This is a genomic window from Actinomyces vulturis (assembly GCF_001687305.1).
Lineage (GTDB): Bacteria > Actinomycetota > Actinomycetes > Actinomycetales > Actinomycetaceae > Actinomyces > Actinomyces vulturis.
In genome coordinates, this window is record NZ_LZRK01000003.1 from 115,844 (window position 1) to 135,669 (window position 19,826).

At 54.7% G+C, this 19,826-nt stretch carries 17 protein-coding genes; 9 read left to right on the top strand and 8 right to left on the bottom strand.

What is annotated here, in order from left to right; translation table 11 throughout:
- Positions 1-179: 179 nt before the first annotated feature.
- Complete coding sequence (locus tag A9753_RS05295; protein ID WP_067781454.1) at positions 180-1,244, bottom strand: Fpg/Nei family DNA glycosylase; 1,065 nt, start codon at positions 1,242-1,244, stop codon at positions 180-182.
- The gene (locus A9753_RS05300) at positions 1,237-1,689 is read right to left on the bottom strand and encodes a ribose-5-phosphate isomerase (RefSeq protein WP_067782250.1); all 453 of its coding nucleotides are present in this window, start codon (positions 1,687-1,689) and stop codon (positions 1,237-1,239) included. Before A9753_RS05300 ends, A9753_RS05295 begins: the two co-directional genes overlap by 8 nt.
- 202 nt (positions 1,690-1,891) lie before the next feature.
- Here A9753_RS05300 and rpmF point away from each other — a divergent pair, with 202 nt between their 5' ends.
- Complete coding sequence (gene rpmF / locus A9753_RS05305; protein WP_067781458.1) at positions 1,892-2,062, top strand: 50S ribosomal protein L32; 171 nt, start codon at positions 1,892-1,894, stop codon at positions 2,060-2,062.
- Between the two features lie 270 nt (positions 2,063-2,332).
- Here rpmF and epsC read toward each other — a convergent pair whose 3' ends face one another.
- From epsC to A9753_RS05320, 3 genes are all read right to left on the bottom strand, one after another.
- Positions 2,333-2,875 carry a serine O-acetyltransferase EpsC gene (epsC, locus tag A9753_RS05310; protein ID WP_067782253.1) on the bottom strand — a complete coding sequence of 181 codons (543 nt, stop codon included), beginning with the start codon at positions 2,873-2,875 and terminating at the stop codon, positions 2,333-2,335.
- Positions 2,876-3,020: 145 nt separating this feature from the next.
- Positions 3,021-4,019, bottom strand: coding sequence for a cysteine synthase A (cysK, locus tag A9753_RS05315; RefSeq protein ID WP_083090332.1), 999 nt, complete (start codon positions 4,017-4,019; stop codon positions 3,021-3,023).
- 360 nt (positions 4,020-4,379) lie between these two features.
- A complete protein-coding gene (locus A9753_RS05320) occupies positions 4,380-5,066 on the bottom strand; it encodes an IMPACT family protein (RefSeq protein ID WP_067781461.1) in 687 nt (228 codons plus the stop codon).
- Between the two features lie 130 nt (positions 5,067-5,196).
- Here A9753_RS05320 and A9753_RS05325 point away from each other — a divergent pair, with 130 nt between their 5' ends.
- Together A9753_RS05325 and pepN are read left to right on the top strand one after the other, a co-directional pair.
- Complete coding sequence (locus A9753_RS05325; RefSeq protein WP_067781464.1) at positions 5,197-7,257, top strand: M13 family metallopeptidase; 2,061 nt, start codon at positions 5,197-5,199, stop codon at positions 7,255-7,257.
- Positions 7,258-7,584: 327 nt separating this feature from the next.
- Positions 7,585-10,161 (top strand): aminopeptidase N, encoded by a 2,577-nt coding sequence (pepN, locus tag A9753_RS05330; protein WP_067781467.1) that lies wholly within the window; start codon positions 7,585-7,587, stop codon positions 10,159-10,161.
- Between the two features lie 366 nt (positions 10,162-10,527).
- Here pepN and A9753_RS05335 read toward each other — a convergent pair whose 3' ends face one another.
- Positions 10,528-11,835, bottom strand: coding sequence for a PTS transporter subunit EIIC (locus tag A9753_RS05335; RefSeq protein WP_067781471.1), 1,308 nt, complete (start codon positions 11,833-11,835; stop codon positions 10,528-10,530).
- Between the two features lie 271 nt (positions 11,836-12,106).
- On the opposite strand from A9753_RS05335, the gene A9753_RS05340 reads away from it, so the two are divergent.
- From A9753_RS05340 to A9753_RS05355, 4 genes are all read left to right on the top strand, one after another.
- The gene (locus tag A9753_RS05340) at positions 12,107-12,910 is read left to right on the top strand and encodes a GntR family transcriptional regulator (RefSeq protein WP_067781474.1); all 804 of its coding nucleotides are present in this window, start codon (positions 12,107-12,109) and stop codon (positions 12,908-12,910) included.
- Positions 12,903-13,166, top strand: a complete 264-nt coding sequence (locus A9753_RS05345) for a PTS sugar transporter subunit IIB (RefSeq protein ID WP_067781478.1) — start codon at positions 12,903-12,905, stop codon at positions 13,164-13,166. Before A9753_RS05340 ends, A9753_RS05345 begins: the two co-directional genes overlap by 8 nt.
- 117 nt (positions 13,167-13,283) lie before the next feature.
- A complete protein-coding gene (locus A9753_RS05350; protein WP_067781481.1) occupies positions 13,284-13,514 on the top strand; it encodes a PTS sugar transporter subunit IIB in 231 nt (76 codons plus the stop codon).
- On the top strand, positions 13,511-13,966 hold the full coding sequence (locus A9753_RS05355; protein WP_067781484.1) for a PTS sugar transporter subunit IIA: 456 nt from the start codon (positions 13,511-13,513) through the stop codon (positions 13,964-13,966). Before A9753_RS05350 ends, A9753_RS05355 begins: the two co-directional genes overlap by 4 nt.
- Positions 13,967-14,089: 123 nt before the next feature.
- On the opposite strand, the gene malQ is transcribed toward A9753_RS05355, so the two are convergent.
- A complete protein-coding gene (malQ, locus tag A9753_RS05360; protein WP_067781487.1) occupies positions 14,090-16,411 on the bottom strand; it encodes a 4-alpha-glucanotransferase in 2,322 nt (773 codons plus the stop codon).
- A gap of 71 nt (positions 16,412-16,482) precedes the next feature.
- The gene (locus tag A9753_RS05365) at positions 16,483-16,728 is read right to left on the bottom strand and encodes a PTS sugar transporter subunit IIB (protein ID WP_067781490.1); all 246 of its coding nucleotides are present in this window, start codon (positions 16,726-16,728) and stop codon (positions 16,483-16,485) included.
- A 293-nt stretch (positions 16,729-17,021) separates the two neighbouring features.
- On the opposite strand from A9753_RS05365, the gene ptsP reads away from it, so the two are divergent.
- Entirely contained in the window at positions 17,022-18,725 is a 1,704-nt protein-coding gene (gene ptsP / locus A9753_RS05370) for a phosphoenolpyruvate--protein phosphotransferase (RefSeq protein WP_067781492.1), read from the top strand.
- The gene (locus A9753_RS05375) at positions 18,722-19,726 is read left to right on the top strand and encodes an acyl-CoA thioesterase (protein ID WP_067781495.1); all 1,005 of its coding nucleotides are present in this window, start codon (positions 18,722-18,724) and stop codon (positions 19,724-19,726) included. The genes ptsP and A9753_RS05375 overlap by 4 nt, the downstream gene beginning before the upstream one ends.
- Positions 19,727-19,826 lie beyond the last annotated feature (100 nt).

The window sequence follows — 19,826 nt, forward strand, 5'->3', positions numbered from 1 at the left end:
GACTACTGCGTAGTTCGCCGATTTTTATATCCGCTGTCCCTGAGCCCCCTTGCCAAGAAGCGCCATCACCTACTCTAAGGCGAGCCCAAGGAATATGAACGCTTTGAACGCTCACCACAGCCTCATCAGCGACGAAATGACGTTGACATGAGAAAAGAACGTCATGTGTCACTCAGCGATCAGCGGTTTTGACAGCCGGGGCACCAATAAAGGGTGCGACCATCTACTTGAGCGCTTTGCACAATCGTCCCGCACAGAAGGCAGGCACGCCCGGTGCGGTGGTAGACGTAGTAGCGTGCAGCAGCTGCATCATCCGGCGGTAATGGGTCAGGAATGTGTTCTGACTCAATAGTTTCGATTCGCCCCACGTCCACACCATGATTCATGAGGCCAACAAGGTCATCCCATAAACGCTTCAGCCGCGCCTCAGAAATGTTTTTTCCTTGGCGATGAGGACTGATTGGCGCGCGTAGAAGTGATTCTGCGCGGTAGATGTTACCCACCCCGGCGATAACAGACTGGTCCATGAGTAACTGGGCGATGGTACGCGATGAGGAGCGCACGGCGTCGACAAACGCATAAGGATCACTACCGGGATCCAGCGGATCGGGACCGAGTCGGCGGTGAATAGCCTGTTTTTCGTCCGTGGTCACGATATGGCAGCGGTTAGGGCCAGAAAGGTCCGCTACGCCGTGCTCACTTTCGAAGCGAACGCGCACCTGTCCACGCGGTTGGGGTGCGTTCCAAGTTTCTGACGCCGCGGCGTCAGTCTCAGCAGATTCGTGATGTTGGGACGAACCTGCCTGAATCTCGGGCACTGACAGTGGTTTACCGTCCGAGCCAATCGCCTTTTCTCCACCTTCACCGAAACGACGACGAGGAGCGCCGATGGAGTGAGGAGCGATAAAAGAGGAGTCTCCGTCAAAAACCCATGATCCATAGAGACCAAGATGAATATGGAGCCACGTAAGATCGCTCTCATCAAAGTTCTCTTGTGAAGGCAGGACGAACCCTTTCCTTATGTCCCAGGGTTCGGGAGTGAAACCAAGGAAAAGATGCTTGCCATGAGCCTGGGTAACGGTGAGGTAGTTCGAGTCAATGAGTTCGGCTCCGGCAGCGAAGCGCCCCTGAGGGCTGGACACGTGTACCGGAGCAGGCTTTTCGTGATACTGAGAGTGGCGTGAGGGGCCGAATAGTTCGTCGAGAGCTTGAGCTAGGCGATGGAGAACGTCACCTTCAGGCACGGGCTGCCTCATACTGGGCGAGAAGATTAATACGACGCTGGTGGCGTTCATCTTCAGAGAACTCTTCAGCGATAAAGGCATCAACAATAGTCAATGCGTCTTCAAGGCAATGCATACGAGCACCGATGCTCACCACATTAGCGTTGTTGTGTTGACGAGCCAGCCGGGCGGTTTCTTCATTCCATGCCAATGCTGCACGTACACCGCTCACCTTATTTGCGGCAATTTGTTCACCATTACCGCTGCCACCAATCACTATGCCGAGACTGCCGAAATCCTGGACTACTGCTTCACCGCAAGCGATACACATAGTGGGGTAGTCATCGAGAGGCTCATAGGTAAGTGCACCGTGGTCAATGACCTCGTGGCCTTGGTTGGTCAGATGTGCTGAGAGTTCGGTTTTCAGGTCGAATCCGGCATGATCGGAGGCTAGGTGAATCCGCATAGTCCAAGTGTGCACCACAATGACCTCTTCGCGCATGATCACGGAGGGTTTGTCGCTTGACATTGTGGTAGGCTTGCGGGGTTTTGCCGACGGCGATGAACCTCACATCGTATGAAAGCCCTCCTGGCTGGAGTTCTTCTATGCGATACCGATAGGGTAGGCGTCGGTCCAGATTCAAGACTTTTACGAGAGGAGCGGGCTCATGGCAGTTCCCAAGCGGAAGATGTCCCGCAGCAACACCCGCAATCGCCGTTCTCAGTGGAAAGCAGAGCTCACCGCTCTTCAGACCATCAAGGTGAATGGTCGTGAGGTCACCGTGCCTCGCCGCCTGACCAAGGCTTACAAGACCGGCCTGATCAAGGTTGAGGCCTGATCACTGTTGACTCTTGCGGGTGCCAAGCGCTTCATGAGCATCATGAAGTAAATGAGACACCATAAAGACCTTTTGCGAGGGGCTTGTCCAATAGGACGAGCCCCTCGCTTTTTCGTTCTTCACAGATTGTCTGATGAGTTCGTTTCCCTCATCTCATCTGTAGGAATCACTCAGAAATCTCGAACACTCCAGTACAAGTGGGCAGATAGGCCCCTCCGGAAACTTCCGACTCTGAAACTACAAACGCTCATGCAAACACCTACCCAACGCTTAGATATACAGTGTCGGATCAGCCATGAGTTCACGGTCAATCTTGGGGTCGCGCACGCGCCCTGGAACGCCTACGGCCACGTGACCTTGGGGAAGGTTCTTGACCACCACAGCATTAGCGCCAATGACTGAACCAGCCTCCAACGTCACCGGGCCGAGAACTTTCGCTCCCGCACCTATAGTCACACCGTCTTCGACGGTAGGATGACGCTTCCCGGGATTCATGGACACTCCCCCAAGCGTCACGCCATGAAACATGAGCACGTCATCGCCGACCTCTGCCGTCTGACCAATGACCACCCCCATGCCGTGGTCAATGAAAAAACGCCGCCCGATGGTAGCCCCAGGATGAATCTCAATCCCCGTTAATCCACGCGCTGCTTGAGAAAGAGCTCGAGCACTAAAGTGGTGTCCGTGGCTCCATAGTTCATGAGCGGCACGGTGCACCCAGAGAGCATGAACTCCTGGGTAAAGCAAGGCTACTTCGGCTTTAGTTCGCGCGGCAGGATCCCGCCGCTGCGCGGTATCAAGGTCTTCACTCATGGTGTGAACCACATGTTCAGCCACCTCTACCCCGTGGCTTACAACATCAGCGACTTGCTTGACTGCAAAACTAAGAAGGCTACGGACTCCACGAACTTGTTGTTTGGCGCTCATGCTGGATCTGCTTCCTGATGTCTACGTGGTCTTAGGCGTCCATGAGATGACTGAACAACGGGGTGGTGAGGTAACGCTCACCAGTATCAGGCATGACGGTCACGATGGTTTTACCCGTAAACTCCTCACGCTGAGCAAGTTCAGTTGCCGCGGCGAGGTTAGCGCCAGAGGAAATCCCCACAAGCAAGCCTTCTTCAGCGGCTGCACGGCGTGCAAATTCGATAGCACGGTCCGATTCGATTGTAAGAATCTCGTCATAAATATCCTGGTCGAGCACATCAGGGATGATGTTGGCACCAATACCCTGAATTTTGTGAGGTCCAGCTTCTCCCGCGCTCAGCAAGGGTGACTCACTAGGCTCCACCCCAATGATACGAATGTCGGGATTCTTATCTTTAAGAACCTTGCCTACGCCACTGAGGGTTCCACCGGTGCCCACACCAGCAACGAACACATCGATGTTTCCGCCGGTCTGCTCCCAGATTTCCAGTGCCGTGGATGCACGGTGTGCTGCGGGATTCGCAGCGTTGGAGAACTGGGAGGCCAAGATAGAATTTGGAGTTTCCTCGTGAATTTCCTCGGCTCGCGCCACAGCTCCTGCCATGCCCCCTTCACCGGTGAGTTCAAGTTCTGCTCCGAAGGCACGCATGAGTGCCCGACGTTCTTTACTCATAGTTTCGGGCATAGCGATAATGACCTTGTAGCCAAGTGCTGCCCCCATCGCTGCCAGTCCTACACCAGTGTTACCACTAGTGGCTTCGATAATGGTTCCACCGGGTTTAAGCACACCTGCTGCTTCAGCAGTACGGATGATGTTCAGGGCAATGCGGTCCTTAATAGAATGACCGGGATTGAGTGCCTCAAATTTCGCTAGGACGGTTGCTTTATCTCCTGCGATTTTGTTGATACGCACCAATGGTGTGTTACCCACAAGGTCGGCGATGTTATCGGCAAGGGCAGGGGCGCTGCTAGTGAAGGTGTTTTCTGCGCTAGTGGCGGCCAGTTCGGCATCAGAAATGTAGGAAGTCATAGGGATATCTCTTTCACGAAGTCAAGACGTGCGCTAACAGGGGTGAGCAACAGGCATGCGCAGTATCACGATGAATGTGGTGCGCACGATTCGTGGCCTGCCGCTCTAGCGACAGTTGCAGGCACACAGGCAGGTGGCGGCAGGAATAAAGACGTCTGCGGGCACCTGATCATCACGAGTCAGTCCGGCGTGGTTGGTCACGCGACTCTCCTCTCGTGAGCATTAATGAGCGGGTTAAGACTAAAACGCCATGAAAAGATACGCAAACAGTTCCCGCCCCAGTCAGGATGAGGGAAACGCTTCATTTCCTAGTGGACTATCTCATCGTCATAATGTGGAGGCGTATTGAGATACGCGAGATCAGCAGGGGACATTGACGACTCGGAATCCTTGGGACTGCAATTCCACGTCTTGTCGAGCCATTTCGCTTAGTTGCGCGTGAAGATCAGTAGGGTCAGCACTCGGATGAGCGATAGTGAAGGTGGCGCCGTCTACTGCCCAGTTAATGTCATCGACTCTCACCCCAGCGCTGTGTAGTTGTGCGCTGACCACCCCTGCAATGGCAGCTTGAAGATGACATTGAAAGAGATACCAAACTTCTCGTTTCACCAGTGGGCATACCGCCAGGGTCTCCTGAGTTGCTTGAGTGTAGGCGCGCACCAGTCCGCCGGTGCCAAGGAGAACTCCTCCAAAGTATCTGGTAACAACCACACACACGTCGGTGAGGTTTTCACCTTCGATTGCCCGCAACATGGGCATGCCTGCTGTTCCCGAGGGTTCACCATCATCACTGCTTCGTGAAATAGGCAGGGCCCCGGAACTACGAATGACAAAGGCACTGCAGTGATGACGGGCATCTGGATAGGTTTGGCGACGCCGCGCAATTACCTCGCGCGCGTCGTCTTCCGTTGTTACATGGGTGGCGTATCCCAGAAAGTGGCTCTTTTTAATTTCAATATCAACTTCTCGCTCTTCACCCGGGGAGATAGTGATCGTACCTGCTCCGGTAGTGAGGTCATTGAGCCCGGGAGACTGAGAATCTGTCATCGCAGCCTCCTTTCAATCAACTGTCGAATGAACGAGATGTCCTGACATCTATAACAAACGCTATATCAAAGGATGAGCACCTCAAAGCGAGCCTTAGGCCTTATCCTCCCTCTACGTTAATGTTAGGTGCATGACATCTACTGCCCCCACACAGCCCACCGTTCTAGGCGGCGTTTTTGAGACAGCAGCCGCTGATCCGTCAGTGCGTGCTGCCGACGATCTTTTCCGTCATGCCAACGGCACTTGGCTAGCCACCGCAGAAATCCCTGCCGACCGAGCCTCCACTGGCCCATTTCAAGATCTGCGCGATCAGTCGGAAATTGACTGCCGCACTATTATTGAACAGTGCGTCGATGGCACCATCTCTCCCGATGATGACCGAGACGTTGCCACCATCGCTACCCTGTACTCCACGTTCATGGACGAAACGCGCATCGACGCCGCAGGCGCAACTCCCCTAGAACCGGAATTAGTACCGTTTTACGAGGCATCATCCAAAGATGAATTACTAGTGGCCCTAGGCCGTGGCTTTGCTTCCAGTGCTCCGATGCTCATCGGAGCCGGTGTGGAGGTTGACCTCAACAATCCCGAGCGTTACTCCACATGGGTTGCCCAAAGCGGTCTTTCTCTCCCCGATGAGTCTTACTACCGTGAAGAGTCACGCGAAGAAATTCGCCGGGATTTCGTCAAGCACGTTGCCACTATGCTGACCATGGCTGATGTTGATGCCAAACTCGGCAAGTCCGCTGATGATCTGTCCACTGCCTTGATGGAGTTTGAGACTGAACTGGCCAGCCACCACTGGGACCAAGTCACCTGCCGTGATGTGGAGAAGTCCAACAACCCCATGACCTTCGAGGAAATGGCCGCCAGTGCTCCCGGCCTTGACTGGATGGTATGGCGTGAAGCTGTTGGCGGTGGGGAGAAGTTCCTGACCAATCTCATCGTCGGCCAGCCCGACTACATCACGAATGCTGCAGCCCTATGGGAGAAAACCGATCTCGAGGTTCTTCGCATCTGGGCGCTGTGGCACATCGTCCACGCTCGCGCGACCTTGCTCAGTAGCGACTTCGTTAACGAGAACTTCCAGTTCTATTCCCACAAACTCACTGGTGTAGATCAACTTCGTGACCGTTGGAAGCGCGGCGTAGGTCTTGTGGAGGCTTGCATTGGGGAGGGTTTGGGCCGCCTGTATGTGGCTCGCCACTTCCCACCACAGCACAAGGCTCTGATGGACCAGTTGGTTGCTGATCTTATTGAGGCTTACCGTCAGTCCATCACCACTTTGGAGTGGATGAGCGATGAGACTCGTGAGCGCGCTCTCGACAAACTCTCCAAATTCACGCCCAAGATCGGTTACCCCGTTAGTTGGCGCGATTACAGTTCAATTAAGCCGCTCCCCGGTGATCTCTTGGCATGTGTTCGCCAGTGCGAGCAGGCTGATTTCGAGTATGAGACCAACAAACTCAATGGCCCGGTCAACCGCGATGAATGGCATATGACCCCTCAGACGGTGAATGCCTATTACAACCCAGTCCAGAATGAGATTGCTTTCCCTGCAGCAATTTTGCAGCCTCCGTTCTTCGATCCCGAAGTTGACCCAGCGGTGAACTACGCAGGCATCGGTGCTGTGATCGGTCACGAAATCGGTCATGGTTTTGATGATCAGGGCTCCGAATTCGACGGCGAAGGAAAGGTCTCCAACTGGTGGACCGATGCTGACCGCAAGGCTTTCGAAGAACGTACCGCTGAACTATCCAAGCAATACGACGCTTACATTCCTGAGGTTGTGGCCAAAAAGTATGCCGATATGGGCAAGCCTGATGCTGCCCCGCATGTCAATGGAGCGCTGACCATCGGGGAAAACATCGGTGACCTTGGTGGCTTAAGCATTGCTCTGAAGGCTTATGCCATTATCCTCCAACGTGAAGGCATCAACTCCTTGGCTGATGCCCCCGTTATCGATGGCCTGACTGGCGTACAGCGCTTCTTCTATTCCTGGGCACGCATTTGGCGCGCCAAGGCTCGTGCTGACTACCAGGAGATGCTGCTGAGTATCGATCCTCACTCCCCTAGTGAGTTCCGTTGCAACGGTATTGTCCGTAACCTCGATGCTTTCTACGAAGCGTTCAATGTGACCAGCGAGGATGGACTGTGGCTGGATCCTGATAAGCGCGTCTCCATTTGGTGATGATGCTGATCTGAGTAACTATCTGAAACTGCCAACACCGACGCGAGCGGGGACACACTGTTACTCAATGGGCTTGACCAGTCTCAAGCCACGACTTGAGCACGAGTAACCATCCGATCATTATGCTCGCTCATTGATCGTGGGGGTCATGGGAAACCATGGCCCCCATTTTTCTCTCCCAGGGCGAAGTCCTATTCTTGTTGTGGGCAAGAGATATCGTTGATTTCTCGCTACGATGGTGTATTCGCGTCAATGTATTCCTATCGCGATCATGATGAGGTCAGAATCATCAAGAAACTGACCGACTAAATGTGTAAGGAGTTAACTATGCCAGGTCAGAATCTGACCCGTTTTGAGGCAGCCAAACGCGCTGAACTGATCAACGTCAATAATTACGATGTGACTCTCGATCTCACTGAGGGTGACACTACTTTTGCTTCAACGACGGTTGTCACGTTCGATGCCACGGAAGGCTCAAGCACCTTCATTGACCTCATTGCTCCCACCGTCCATTCCATTACGCTGAACGGCCGTGACCTTGACCCTGCTGAGGTCTTCGCCGATAGCCGTATTGCTCTCAATGACCTTGCAACGCACAATGAGTTGCGCGTTGTGGCTGATTGCGCCTACATGCACACTGGTGAAGGTTTGCACCGCTTCACTGATCCTGCCGATGGGCAGACCTACCTCTACACCCAGTTTGAGGTTCCCGACTCTCGCCGTGTCTACACCGTGTTCGAGCAGCCTGATCTGAAGGCCACATTCACCTTTACTGTCACCGCTCCCAAAGAATGGGTTGTTTTCTCCAACGCTCCTACCCCTAAGCCCGGTAAGGCTCTCAACGGCAAGGACGACGCTCACACCTTTGCCTTCCCCACTACGGAGAGGATGAGTTCCTACATCACTGCTATTGTCGCTGGCCCCTACGTGGGTGCTACCGATGAGTACCATGCTGATGACGGACGTGTAGTGCCCCTGGGCGTGTATTGCCGTCAGTCTCTTGAGCAATACATGGATGCCGAAAACATCCTGACTATGACCAAGGATGGCTTCGCCTACTACGAGAAGTTGTTCGGTACGCCCTATGCCTTCACCAAGTACGATCAGATTTTCGTTCCCGAATTTAACGCCGGCGCAATGGAGAATGCTGGATGCGTTACGCACCGTGACGATTACATCTTCCGTTCCCGCCCTGTCCAGGCACGCGTCGAGCGCCGTGCTGTGACCGTCTTGCATGAATTGGCTCACATGTGGTTCGGTGACATGGTCACCATGAAGTGGTGGAACGACCTTTGGCTCAACGAGTCTTTTGCCGAATACACCTCCACTCTAGCCACTGCTGAAACCACACAGTTCACTGACGCATGGACCACGTTCCAGGCTTTGGAGAAGGCATGGGCATATAACCAGGACCAACTCTCCTCCACTCACCCCATCGCGGCCGATATCAACGATCTGCATGATGTTGAGGTGAACTTCGATGGCATTACCTACGCTAAGGGTGCCAGTGTGTTGACTGCCCTGGTAGCTTACGTAGGCCGCGATAACTTCTTCGAAGGAATCAAAAACTATCTGGCTGCTCACGCGTATGGCAACGCTGAACTCTCTGACCTGCTAGTTGAGTTGGAGAAGACCTCCGGACGTGATCTGAGCCGTTGGACTGAGTTGTGGCTGCAGGAAGCTGGCGTAACCACCCTGCGCCCAGATATGGATGTCGATGCCGATGGCACCATCACTTCCTTCGCTGTTTCTCAGGAGATTCCCGAAGGTTCTCCCGCTTCCTTGCGTCCGCACCGCATGGTTGTAGGTTGCTACACCCTCAACGGTGACGTATTCGAGCGAACCAACCGTTTCGAGGTCGACATTGATGGCCCATCTACCCCCGTCCAAGGCATGGTTGGTCTGAAACGCCCTGACGTCATCGTGCTGAACGACGAGGATCTCACCTACGCCAAAGTCCGCCTTGACGATGTCAGCCTGCACAATGGCGTAGAGAACATCAGCGCTTTCCAGGATTCTCTGTCCCGTTCCATCGTTCTGGCCGCCGTATGGGACATGGTCCGTGACGCCGAAGCTCCCGCCTCCATATTTGTCGACGCTGCGCTGGCAGCGCTCCAGGTCGAAACCCATTCCTCCGTGGTCCAGGGCCTGCTGGCTCGTATTGGCTCCTGCGTGAACACCTACATGCCTCCTAGCAAGCGCAATGAGGTTGCAGATTCTGTCGCTCAGGCTCTATTGGATCTAGCGCAAAGTGCTGAGCCTGGTAGCGATACGCAGTTGCAACTGGCTCGTAGCGTTGCCGAGCGTGCAGTCACTGATGAGCAATGTGCAACTGTCAAGGGCTGGCTTGATGGCTCTGCTCCCCTTGAAGGTCTGGATGTAGACCAGGATCTACGGTGGGAACTCCTCATCGGCCTGGTGAGTGCGAACCATGCAGGTACCGAGGAGATTGAGGCTGAAAGTGCTAAAGATGTCTCCACCACGGGCCGTGAGCGTACGGCTCAGGCCTATGCTGCTATCCCCAGTACTGAGGCGAAGCAGAAGGCATGGACATCCATGGTGGAGAATGCCTCCATCCCCAACGAGACCTTGGTGAAGATGCTTCGTGGTTTCACGACCGTAGGCCTTCACGCTAACCTGCTAACTCCTTACATCGACAGTTATGTCTCTGTCATTCAGGAGATCTGGGATTCGCGTACCTTCCACATGGCAGAGAGCCTCCTTTACGGTCTGTGGCCTCTGGCTGCGGTGGGTACCGAAAATGCAGATGCTGAGAATGCTCTGAGTGCCTGGCTTGATAAACACGGTGACGCTCCTGCAGCGCTGCGCCGTATCGTGGCTGAAAACCTTGATGACACCCGCCGTGTCATGGGTGCTCAGCGTTGCCAACTCGAAGCCGAGTAAAGATGACCAAGCCCCGTTTATGGCGTTAATCCGCTAAACCAGCGGGGATAGTTCCGCAGACTGATGGTGTGCTCACCACTAGGGTGAGCACACCATCAGTCTTTTTCAAGCCATAAGTTTCCATGCCATTTGTCCGCCCACCGGCACCACTCCTTAAACGGCTCTTTTTTCTTGCTGATGTAACCTTTGTAGGGTTCTCAGAATTTTGTCTAAGTCAAAAGCAAGCACCATTGATGTGCCATAGACAAAGAGCCATCACTTACTTCAATAGCCGGCAGGAAGTTTGGCTCATAACGAGGGTGGGGCCCCTGGCGTATGCCAGGGGCCCCACCCTCGTATCAAGGAGAGAGCAAAGAAGTTCGCTTGTCAGGCGTTCTTCTTGCCGGTGCGCTCTGCTGCTTCGGCCTGAGCAGCTGCGAAACCGTCAGTGTCATCATCTTCACGACCAGGGGTCGGGAAGTTGAACTTAGTGATGATGAAGCGGAAGAGGAAGTAGTAGATCACGGCGTAGATCAGACCGATGATGGCCAGGAGAATTGGGCCCTGGAAAACACCACCGGAAAGATCGGCAGACTTTCCAAAGTTGAGCAGATAGTCAAACAGACCTGCGGAGAATGTAAAGCCGTCCTTGATGCCCAGCGCGTTCACCACTACGAGCGAGGTACCGGTGAGTACTGCGTGAACTACGTAGAGGGGGAATGCCACGTAGGCGAAGGAGTATTCGAGGGGCTCAGTGATGCCGGTGAGGAAGGCAGTCAAAGCAACGGAAACCATGAGAGCACCGGTTGCCTTACGACGTTCGGGCTTAGCAGTGTGCCACATGGCCAGTGCTGCTGCGGGAAGAGCGAACATCATGATCGGGAAGAAGCCGGTCATGAAGGAACCGGTCCATGCGTTAGTGCCTTCAACACCAGAGAAGAAGCAGTTGAGGTCACCGTTCACGGTATCGCCAGCGGCGTTGGTGCATTCACCCAACTGGAACCAGGGCAGTGCGTTCCACAGGTGGTGCAGGCCGAAGGGGATGAGCAGACGGTTGACGAAACCGAAGACGAAGGAGGAAACGGGGTTGCCAGAGTTTTCCATGAGCCATCCGCCAACGGTCTCGTTGATCAGCCAGTTGAAGGCGGGGTAGATGATGCCCATGATGATGCCGATGAAGATAGCGGCAACGGACGTGACAATGGGAACGAAGCGGCGTCCTCCGAAGAATGCCAGCCAATCGGGCAACTTCGTGCGGTAGTACTTTTCCCACAACTTGGCTGAAACGATACCCATGATGATACCGGCGAGTACGCCATAGTTGATCTTTGGATCATCTGCAGGACGGCCCCACCACTGGGCAAGAACGTCGAAGGTACCTTCGAGGACAAGGTAGCCAATAAGAGCAGCAACGGCTGTCGAGCCGTCAGCTTTCTTAGCCAGGCCTGCTGCGATACCTACAGCGAAGATGAGGGGAAGGTGACCGAAGATAGCGCCACCAGCGGCTGCGAGGACTTCAGCAACGGGGTTAAACCATGTGATGTGCTTCGACAGACCATCGGCACCGAGCAAGTCGGGCTGGCCCAAACGAAGGAGCAAACCTGCTGCAGGCAGAGTTGCGATGGGAAGCATCAGGGAGCGTCCTAGCCGCTGCGCCGCGGCAAAAGCTCCGCCTTTCTTTTTCTGAGTACTCAAGTTGTTCTCCAGGTTGTGACAAGCGCGGCTTCTTCGCCACACGAGATGCACTGTCAGCCACCCGTTTGGGCAACCGACAACGGTCGGGACACAGAGCATGTCTGGACCAGTCGTCACAATCACACCGTAACCTGGGGCACATGTCAAGCGTTTCTCACGTTTTCAACCATACTCGCTCAGGTTCCACCGCTTTTGTGATACCACGCATATCCCTGGGAAAGCAGGCATAATAGAGGCAATTGCTCATCGCACTCATTCCAGAGAGGTCTGTATGGCGCCCGCTCATCCATCTCGGTCTCCCGCCAAATACATGGTGGTCCGCGATTACTTGCGCTCTCTGATTGATCAGGGACTAGGCGTTGGATGTCCCATCCCCTCTGAGCGTGAACTCTGCGAGACCTTCAGCGTCTCCCGCATGACTGTGCGCCAGGCCATCGACACACTGGTTGTTGATGGTGTGCTTGAACGCCATCAAGGTAAAGGCACCTTTGTTGCTCCCCCGAAAGTTGATTTACAGTTACGCCTCACTTCCTTTAGCGAGGAGATGCGCAGGCGGGGAATGCGCCCCACGTCACGTATTGTGATTGCTGAAACGATTCCAGCTTCCCCTACAGTGGCTGATGCCCTGGAAGTCCAGGCAGGTTCTGATGTTCACCACCTGCGCCGTGTCCGTATGGCAGACGACGTCCCCATGGCTATCGAGGAAAACTGGGTTCCAGCGCATTTAGTTCCCGACCTGTTGACTGACGCTGATACGCGCTCAATCTATGCGGCCCTCACTTCTCATGACATGCGCCCTGACTGGGGTGAAGATGTTATTGAAGCCTGCCTCATCAACGCCGCTGATGCGACACTTCTTCAGGTTGAAGAAAACTCCGCTGGCCTGTTCATTACCCGTCGCACCTATCGCGGTGACGTGGCCGTGGACTTTTCTTATTCCCTCTTCCGTGCCGATCGCTACACACTGTGGGTTCCTGTTGCTAGCCCACGGCCAACCCTCACTTCTCCCGCATATTCAGGACCCTCTGGGGCAGTGCCAACCCCCTTGCCCCTTAAGGAGCGCATCAATGATTGATCTATCGTTGCTGATCCAAGGCCTTGGTGGAATGAGCAATATCGCTACTTTGGAGCCGTGCGTAACACGCCTGCGCACAGAGGTTCATGACCCATCATTGGTAGATCGTGCCTTACTTAAAGCATGCGGTGCGCACGGAGTATTTGCGATTGGTCCGGTGGTCCAAGTGGTGGTTGGCCCAAATGCAGACACCATTGCCTCTGACCTTGACGAGGAATTATGGGCGGCGCATCGCGACGAAAACGACGATCACTAGACAAATGTGAACAAGTCCATACAATAGTTAGTGGTATGGACCAGCCAGCCGGATCAGCAACGTTGCCTTTTCGGAGAAACCGGTCATTTCATCGTCACACTCCTAAGGAGAAATACCATGTCTAAGGCCCAGCAGATTGTTGACGCTCTTGGCGGCTTCGACAACATCATCGAAATCGAACCCTGCATCACCCGCCTTCGCTGCGAACTGGAGGACCCCTCACTGGTCGATGAACCTGCTCTCAAGGCAGCCGGTGCATTCGGTGTTCTAACCGTTGGTGACGCTGTTCAGGTCATCGTTGGCCCCAACGCTGATACCCTTTCGGAAGACATCGAGGACCTTCGATGAGTTTGACGGTTGTTGCCCCCATCCCGGGAACAACCGTCGCCATGGAAGACGTTCCAGATCCGGTTTTCTCCGGTAAGTTCGTCGGTCCAGGCGTTGCTGTTGATCCTGGACAGGTTGAAACGATTACCGCGAAGGCTCCCGTTGACGGAACCGTGGCTAAGATCCACCCCCACGCGTATGTCATCCTCTCCCCCACCGGTCGCGGCGTTCTTGTCCATCTTGGACTTGATACCGTTCAGTTAGCCGGCCAAGGATTCACTGTTCATGTTGAAGAGGGTCAGGAAGTATCATCCGGTGATGACATGGTGACCTGGTCTCCTCAACAGATCACCGAGGGCGGACGTAATCCGATTGTCCCCGTCATTGTTCTGGAGGCAGAGGAATCTGACCTCTCACTTCCCGAATCAGGATTGAGTGTGAACGCTGGCGATGAACTTCTCAGCGTGAAATAGTTTTCTTCTTTCCATCGACGTGGTTATACCGGCGGGGCGCCAACAGTATTACTGTTGGCGCCCCACCGGTCTCTTTATCACTATCCTCTACCCCCGCGAGGGAAGAAGACAGAAAAAGTCAAGTTACTGACCCATCGCGTCGCGGACAGCAGCCATCAGCGAGTCTAGGCGGACGTTACCAGGCAGGTCTTCGACCATCACCGCGTCGCCTGAGCCATCAGCCAGTGGCACACACCAGTTGGGATACTCACGATCTGTCCCAGGCTGGTTTTGAGTACGACGCTCCCCCACGCCGTCAACAAGGGCCACACCAATAAGGGCACTAGGAGTTTTTGAGACATAACGGTAAAGAGCCTCCACCGTCTCACGTTCCGTAGGATCCTCGCCAAGCAGACCGTGTTCACGCATACGCATCAGCATCCGGTCACGCTCCATGCGCGCTTGGCTACGAACTACCTCAACGGGTTCGGTCAGCAAACCAAGACGTTCACGCACAGCCACATGTTCGTCAGCAAGATAACCAGCGGTAGGAGGCAGATCGTGCGTGTTCACTGTTGACAGAGCCAACGTACGGTAATGCTCAGGGTGAAGAGGCCAACCGTCATGCTGATTTTCAAACCACAGCACACTGGTGCCCAAGACACCACGTGAAGCAAGGTAATCACGAACCCAAGGTTCAACCGTGCCTAGGTCTTCTCCAATAATCACAGCACCGGCACGGTATGCCTCAAGGAGAAGTACCCCCACCATAGCCTCATGGTTGTAACGGACGTATGCGCCTTCCATCGGACTCATACCACGCGGAATCCACCACAAACGGAAAAGCCCAAGAATATGATCCACTCGTAATGCACCTGCATGGCGCAACACAGTTCTCACCATCTGGCGTAGAGGCTCGTAGGCCACTTGCTCCAGGTAAGTGGGGTTCCACGGCGGCTGGGACCAGTCCTGCCCCTGCTGGTTATACATATCCGGCGGAGCACCTACACCGATACTGGTAGCAAAGGCTTCGGGATGCGCCCATACGTCAGCGCCTTGAGGATGAATACCTACAGCAAGATCATGCATAATGCCCAACGCCATGCCACTGGCCCGCGCTTCACGCTGAGCATCGCGCAACTGTTCATCGACAATCCACTGCATCCATGCATAAAAGTCAATGCGATCACGCAAATGCCGTGCTTCATTGGCAACATAAGCGCTATTGGCATCACGCATCGTCTTAGGCCAGTCACGGATATCACCGTACTTTTCAGTCAGTGCGCACCATAGGGCGAAACGTTCCAACCCACGGCCTTCATTAATGCGGAAGCGTTCAAAGTCACGCTGGCGAGAACGGGAACGTCCTGCTGCAAAAATCGTTTCGAGAGCTTCCTTTTTTGCTTTCCAAGCAATATCACGATCCAACAAGGATGGATCAGTGTTCATACCACGGGTTTCTTCCCATGCCCACGAAATGAGGGAACGCGTAGGGCCATCCAGACGTGCTACCTCAATAATGTTTTCGGGGCGGATGTAAAGCGGGTTAACGAAACGACGTGTAACTGGCAGGTAGGGAGACTGCGTCATGTGATCGCAGGGCTCGGCTGCATGCAGAGGGTTGACAAGGAGGAAGTCTGCTCCCTGATCCCCAAAAAAACTGACCATTTCTTTCAGGTCATCACAATCCCCGACGCCCCAAGAATTCTTGGAACGTACCGAATACAACTGGGCCATTAATCCCCATCCACGTCCAGTGGGATCAGACAGTGAACAATCATCGTTACTAACGCACCCATGCTCGATGCGTTCAGAGAGTTCTGGCAGATCAGCCTTCACTGCCTCCTCACCAATCGTCACCTCATCAGTACCGTCAATAGCACCGAAACCCACCTCACCGGAAGGTGGAGTGAGAACAGACGTGGCACTGCGGCGTCGTCCTAAAGTCGTGGGAAGATCGAGGTGATCGGGAGTACAGGCTAAAACGCAACGTTCCGGTTCCTCAGGATTGGGCCCCACCCAGGCGAGCATTTCATGCCAACCCAAGTCCAAATCTGCGGGAATTTCAAAAGATGCTTGACCAACCCATTGATCATCCACCAGACGGGCAGGAGTATCGTCACGGACCTGGATGAGGTCAAAAAGATCGCCATCCTCGGTATGAATCTGAACACGCACTGGCTGACCGTCAGGTACATGCACAGCCACCTGGTGGGTAAAGCCACGGCGAATGACCAAACTGGGCGGAAGAACCTGACGCCAAGGAGCAAGATCATGATCCTTGATGGCCTGCTGAATATCTTCAGGACTTTGAATACTCACGCCTAGTGCTTGGAGTACGGCCTGAAGTGTGGCAGCACTGGTTTCCTGCTGCTGCCCATGGAAATCCCACCATGTTGTTGACACACCATAGGCATGAGCCAATTCAAGTAATTCTGGGCTTGCTGCAGGTGCTGAGTCACTCATGAGATTTAGGCCTTCACGTCACGGCTGGCAGATGCTCGCTCGCTTTACAGCGAACGCTAGACTTTATTGTGTCACGAGGTTCGGAATTGGTTGTGATACGCGGCCAGTTGTGCAGTTAAATCACGTGCACATAATCCGACAACTACTTGCACCACGTTATCTGAACGGACTACGCCATACGCACCCGCCTCACGCAGCCGAGACTCCACGACGAATGCTGGGTTAACAACCTCAACGCGCAAACGCGTTACACAGGACTCAAGTAAAGCAATATTGTCCCATCCTCCGAGTCCTTCGAGGATCAGGTCAGCATTCATGGATTATTAGAACCCTTCATTTTCGATTGATCAGTGATGCCACGGAGTGAGGATGGAAGACATTCTCAGTGATCTACCCACCATTTTCGTGGCACTCATCACTCTAACGTGATTCACGTGCTTTGGCCTGCGCAGATGACATCTTCACGACGTCTTCCATACGTTTCTCGTCAATCTCCCAGCGCACACAATGCCCCAAGAGTGAACAAAAACAGCGGTCTTTCGCCATTTTCCCCCTCCATCATGCACAATGGGATATACGTCCGCATGTCAAGGTCGCACAGGAGAGCCCAATGACGCAAGCACCCGAGCTCAGCTCAACCCCCACCCTTCACGGAATCGGCGTAAGCCCGGGCCTTGTGGCCGGCCCGATTGCGCGGATGGCCCCTGGAATCAGTGAACCTGCCGTGAAGACGCTCTCAGAATCACGTGATGTGGACAAGGAATGCGAGCGCATTGCTCTAGCTGCACAGACTGTGAAGAAAAATCTTGAACTCAGTGCTGCACAGGCTCATGGTGAGGGTCGCACTCTTTTGGAAACCACCGCTCAAATGGCCGCTGACCCCACCCTCACCTCCTCTGCTCAGGCAATGGTACGCGAGCGCAACCTCGTTCCTGAGCGTGCTGTGTGGGAAGCCGCTGATTCCCTGGCTCAAATGCTTGAAAGCCTTGGCGGTTACATGGCTGAGCGCTCTCGTGACGTTCAGGATGTGCGCGACCGTATCGTTGCTGTTCTAACAGACTCGCCCATGCCAGGCATTCCTAGCCTGCCTGAGCCCTTCATTCTTGTAGCCGAAGACCTTGCTCCTGCAGATACTGCTCTTCTTGACCCTGACAAGGTTGTGGCTTTCGTGACCAGTGAAGGTGGCCCCACCTCGCACACGGCCATTCTTGCTCGCGCCCTGGGTATTCCTGCCGTGGTGGGTGCTGGTGAAGCAGTCACTGAGCAGATGCGCGATGGCGATATTGCCCTCATTGACGGCACTAAGGGTGTCATTACCCTCGACCCGTCTGAAGATCAGCTCCGCAAGGCTCGAGAATTGGCTTCTCGCGTTCGCGAATTCCACGGCGACGGCGCCACTAAGGATGGCCACGAAGTGCAGTTACTCGCCAACGTAGGTGACGCCGCGAGTGCGCGAAGCGCGGCAGAAGCAGGCGCTATGGGTGTAGGTCTGTTCCGCACAGAATTCTGCTTCCTTGATCAGCCCACTGAACCCTCCATCGAGGATCAGGTAACCGCTTACATCGGTGTTCTTGAAGCGTTCCCCGGTAAGAAGGTTGTTGTTCGTACCCTCGATGCTGGCGCTGACAAGCCCCTGCCCTTCCTGACTGATTCCACCGAGATCAACCCTGCCCTGGGTGTTCGTGCTTACCGCACTACCCGCCGCGATCCTGAGGTTCTAGCTCACCAGCTCGAAGCACTGGCGAAGGCTGAGGCTGCCACTGAAGCACACGTGTGGGTCATGGCTCCCATGATCTCCACCGTTGAAGAGGCTCAGGCATTTACCGATCTTGCTCGCTCCTACGGTCTGAAGACTTGCGGCATGATGATTGAGGTTCCCTCTGCTGCTCTCATGGCTGATCGCATGTTCGAACATGCTGATTTTGCTTCCGTGGGCACCAATGACCTCACTCAGTACGTCATGGCCGCTGACCGCCTTCTCGGCCCCCTCGCTGATCTGAACTCCCCCTGGCAGCCTGCAGTGCTCCGCTTGATCAAGACCGCTTGTGATGGCGCTGCTCCCAAGTCACGTCCTGTAGGCGTGTGTGGTGAAGCTGCTGCTGATCCTGCACTTGCCGTGGTGTTGGTGGGTCTCGGCGTAGCCAGCCTATCCATGACTGCTCGCGCACTTCCTGATGTGGATGCCGTGCTTAAGTCCGTGACGATGGATGAGTGCAAGCGTCTTGCTGACCTTGCCCTTGATTGTGCTTACGCTGAACAGGCGCGTGCTGCTGTTCGTGCTGAATTACCCATCCTGGAAGAACTGGGCCTGTGACACACCCCTACCCTGTTCCGGTGGCTCATGAAGAGCCCCTGGCCGGTGTCACGCGTGTTCTTGCACTTAAGGAAGCTGACGGCGCGGATCGTTTTCGTGCCGGCAGCCTGCCTCAGATGGCTGGTCGAGTCTACGGTGGTCAGGTGCTGGCTCAGGGAATGCTTGCTGCCGCAGCAACAGTTCCCGGTTGCCTTCCTCCGGTAAGTCCTCATGAGAGTGGGGCCTCAGACGAGTTAATGCTTCCCCATTCCGTGCACGGTTCCTTCCTTCGCGGAGGTAATCCCGATCAGGACATCGCTTTTGAGGTAGACCGCCTTCACGATGGTCGTTCCTTTGTTCAGCGTCGCACCACTGCGACACAGGCCAATCACACCCTGCTCTCGATGATCACCTCTTTCCAGCGCCCGGAAGAGGGACCACAGGATGCTGATCCTGCTCCTCGCGTTCCTCGCCCTGAGGAATTGACCAGCGCTTTGGAGATTTTCCGTAGCATTGATCATCCGGTGGCGAAGTTCCTAGGTCGTACCGCTGCCTTTGATGTACGTCATGTGGAGGGAAACCTCTATTTGCGCTCAAGTAAACAGCGCGCGAGCCGCCAGCATGTGTGGATGCGCGCTCGCGGCGCTATGCCTGAATCTGCTTCTCAGGTGGTTCACCGCGCCTTATTGACCTACGTGGTGGATCAGATCATGCTGGAGCCAGCACTGCGCCGTCAGAGTCTGAGTTGGCGAACTCCTGGAATGAGCCTGGCTACTCTGGACCATGCACAGTGGTTCCATCACGATGTGAACGTTAATGAATGGTTGCTCTTCGTCCAGGACTGCCCCACATTCCAGTCAGGGCGTGCCATGGTACGTGCGGACGTGTACTCACGCGATGGCCGACTCATTTCGACAGTCGCTCAGGAGGGCATGATCCGTGTGCCTGAGAGTGATACACCTCGTGGACACTGGCAGATTCGCTTAGGTGACAATGACTCCGGCGGCGAAATTCCCGCCTGACGACTCCTTATGCCATTGATGTGATGGCATTAGACATTGGTGACATACACGGAGGGGGCCTCCACCATGATGGTGGAGGCCCCCTCCGTTGCGTTCCTTA

What these genes read in the sequence shown, in the direction of transcription:
- A9753_RS05300 (WP_067782250.1), bottom strand. Translation starts at nt 1,689, where the DNA reads ATGCGGATTCACCTAGCCTCCGATCATGCCGGATTCGACCTGAAAACC.
- rpmF (WP_067781458.1), top strand. Translation starts at nt 1,892, where the DNA reads ATGGCAGTTCCCAAGCGGAAGATGTCCCGCAGCAACACCCGCAATCGC.
- epsC (WP_067782253.1), bottom strand. Translation starts at nt 2,875, where the DNA reads ATGAGTGAAGACCTTGATACCGCGCAGCGGCGGGATCCTGCCGCGCGA.
- cysK (WP_083090332.1), bottom strand. Translation starts at nt 4,019, where the DNA reads ATGACTTCCTACATTTCTGATGCCGAACTGGCCGCCACTAGCGCAGAA.
- A9753_RS05320 (WP_067781461.1), bottom strand. Translation starts at nt 5,066, where the DNA reads ATGACAGATTCTCAGTCTCCCGGGCTCAATGACCTCACTACCGGAGCA.
- A9753_RS05325 (WP_067781464.1), top strand. Translation starts at nt 5,197, where the DNA reads ATGACATCTACTGCCCCCACACAGCCCACCGTTCTAGGCGGCGTTTTT.
- pepN (WP_067781467.1), top strand. Translation starts at nt 7,585, where the DNA reads ATGCCAGGTCAGAATCTGACCCGTTTTGAGGCAGCCAAACGCGCTGAA.
- A9753_RS05340 (WP_067781474.1), top strand. Translation starts at nt 12,107, where the DNA reads ATGGCGCCCGCTCATCCATCTCGGTCTCCCGCCAAATACATGGTGGTC.
- A9753_RS05345 (WP_067781478.1), top strand. Translation starts at nt 12,903, where the DNA reads ATGATTGATCTATCGTTGCTGATCCAAGGCCTTGGTGGAATGAGCAAT.
- A9753_RS05350 (WP_067781481.1), top strand. Translation starts at nt 13,284, where the DNA reads ATGTCTAAGGCCCAGCAGATTGTTGACGCTCTTGGCGGCTTCGACAAC.
- A9753_RS05355 (WP_067781484.1), top strand. Translation starts at nt 13,511, where the DNA reads ATGAGTTTGACGGTTGTTGCCCCCATCCCGGGAACAACCGTCGCCATG.
- malQ (WP_067781487.1), bottom strand. Translation starts at nt 16,411, where the DNA reads ATGAGTGACTCAGCACCTGCAGCAAGCCCAGAATTACTTGAATTGGCT.
- A9753_RS05365 (WP_067781490.1), bottom strand. Translation starts at nt 16,728, where the DNA reads ATGAATGCTGACCTGATCCTCGAAGGACTCGGAGGATGGGACAATATT.
- ptsP (WP_067781492.1), top strand. Translation starts at nt 17,022, where the DNA reads ATGACGCAAGCACCCGAGCTCAGCTCAACCCCCACCCTTCACGGAATC.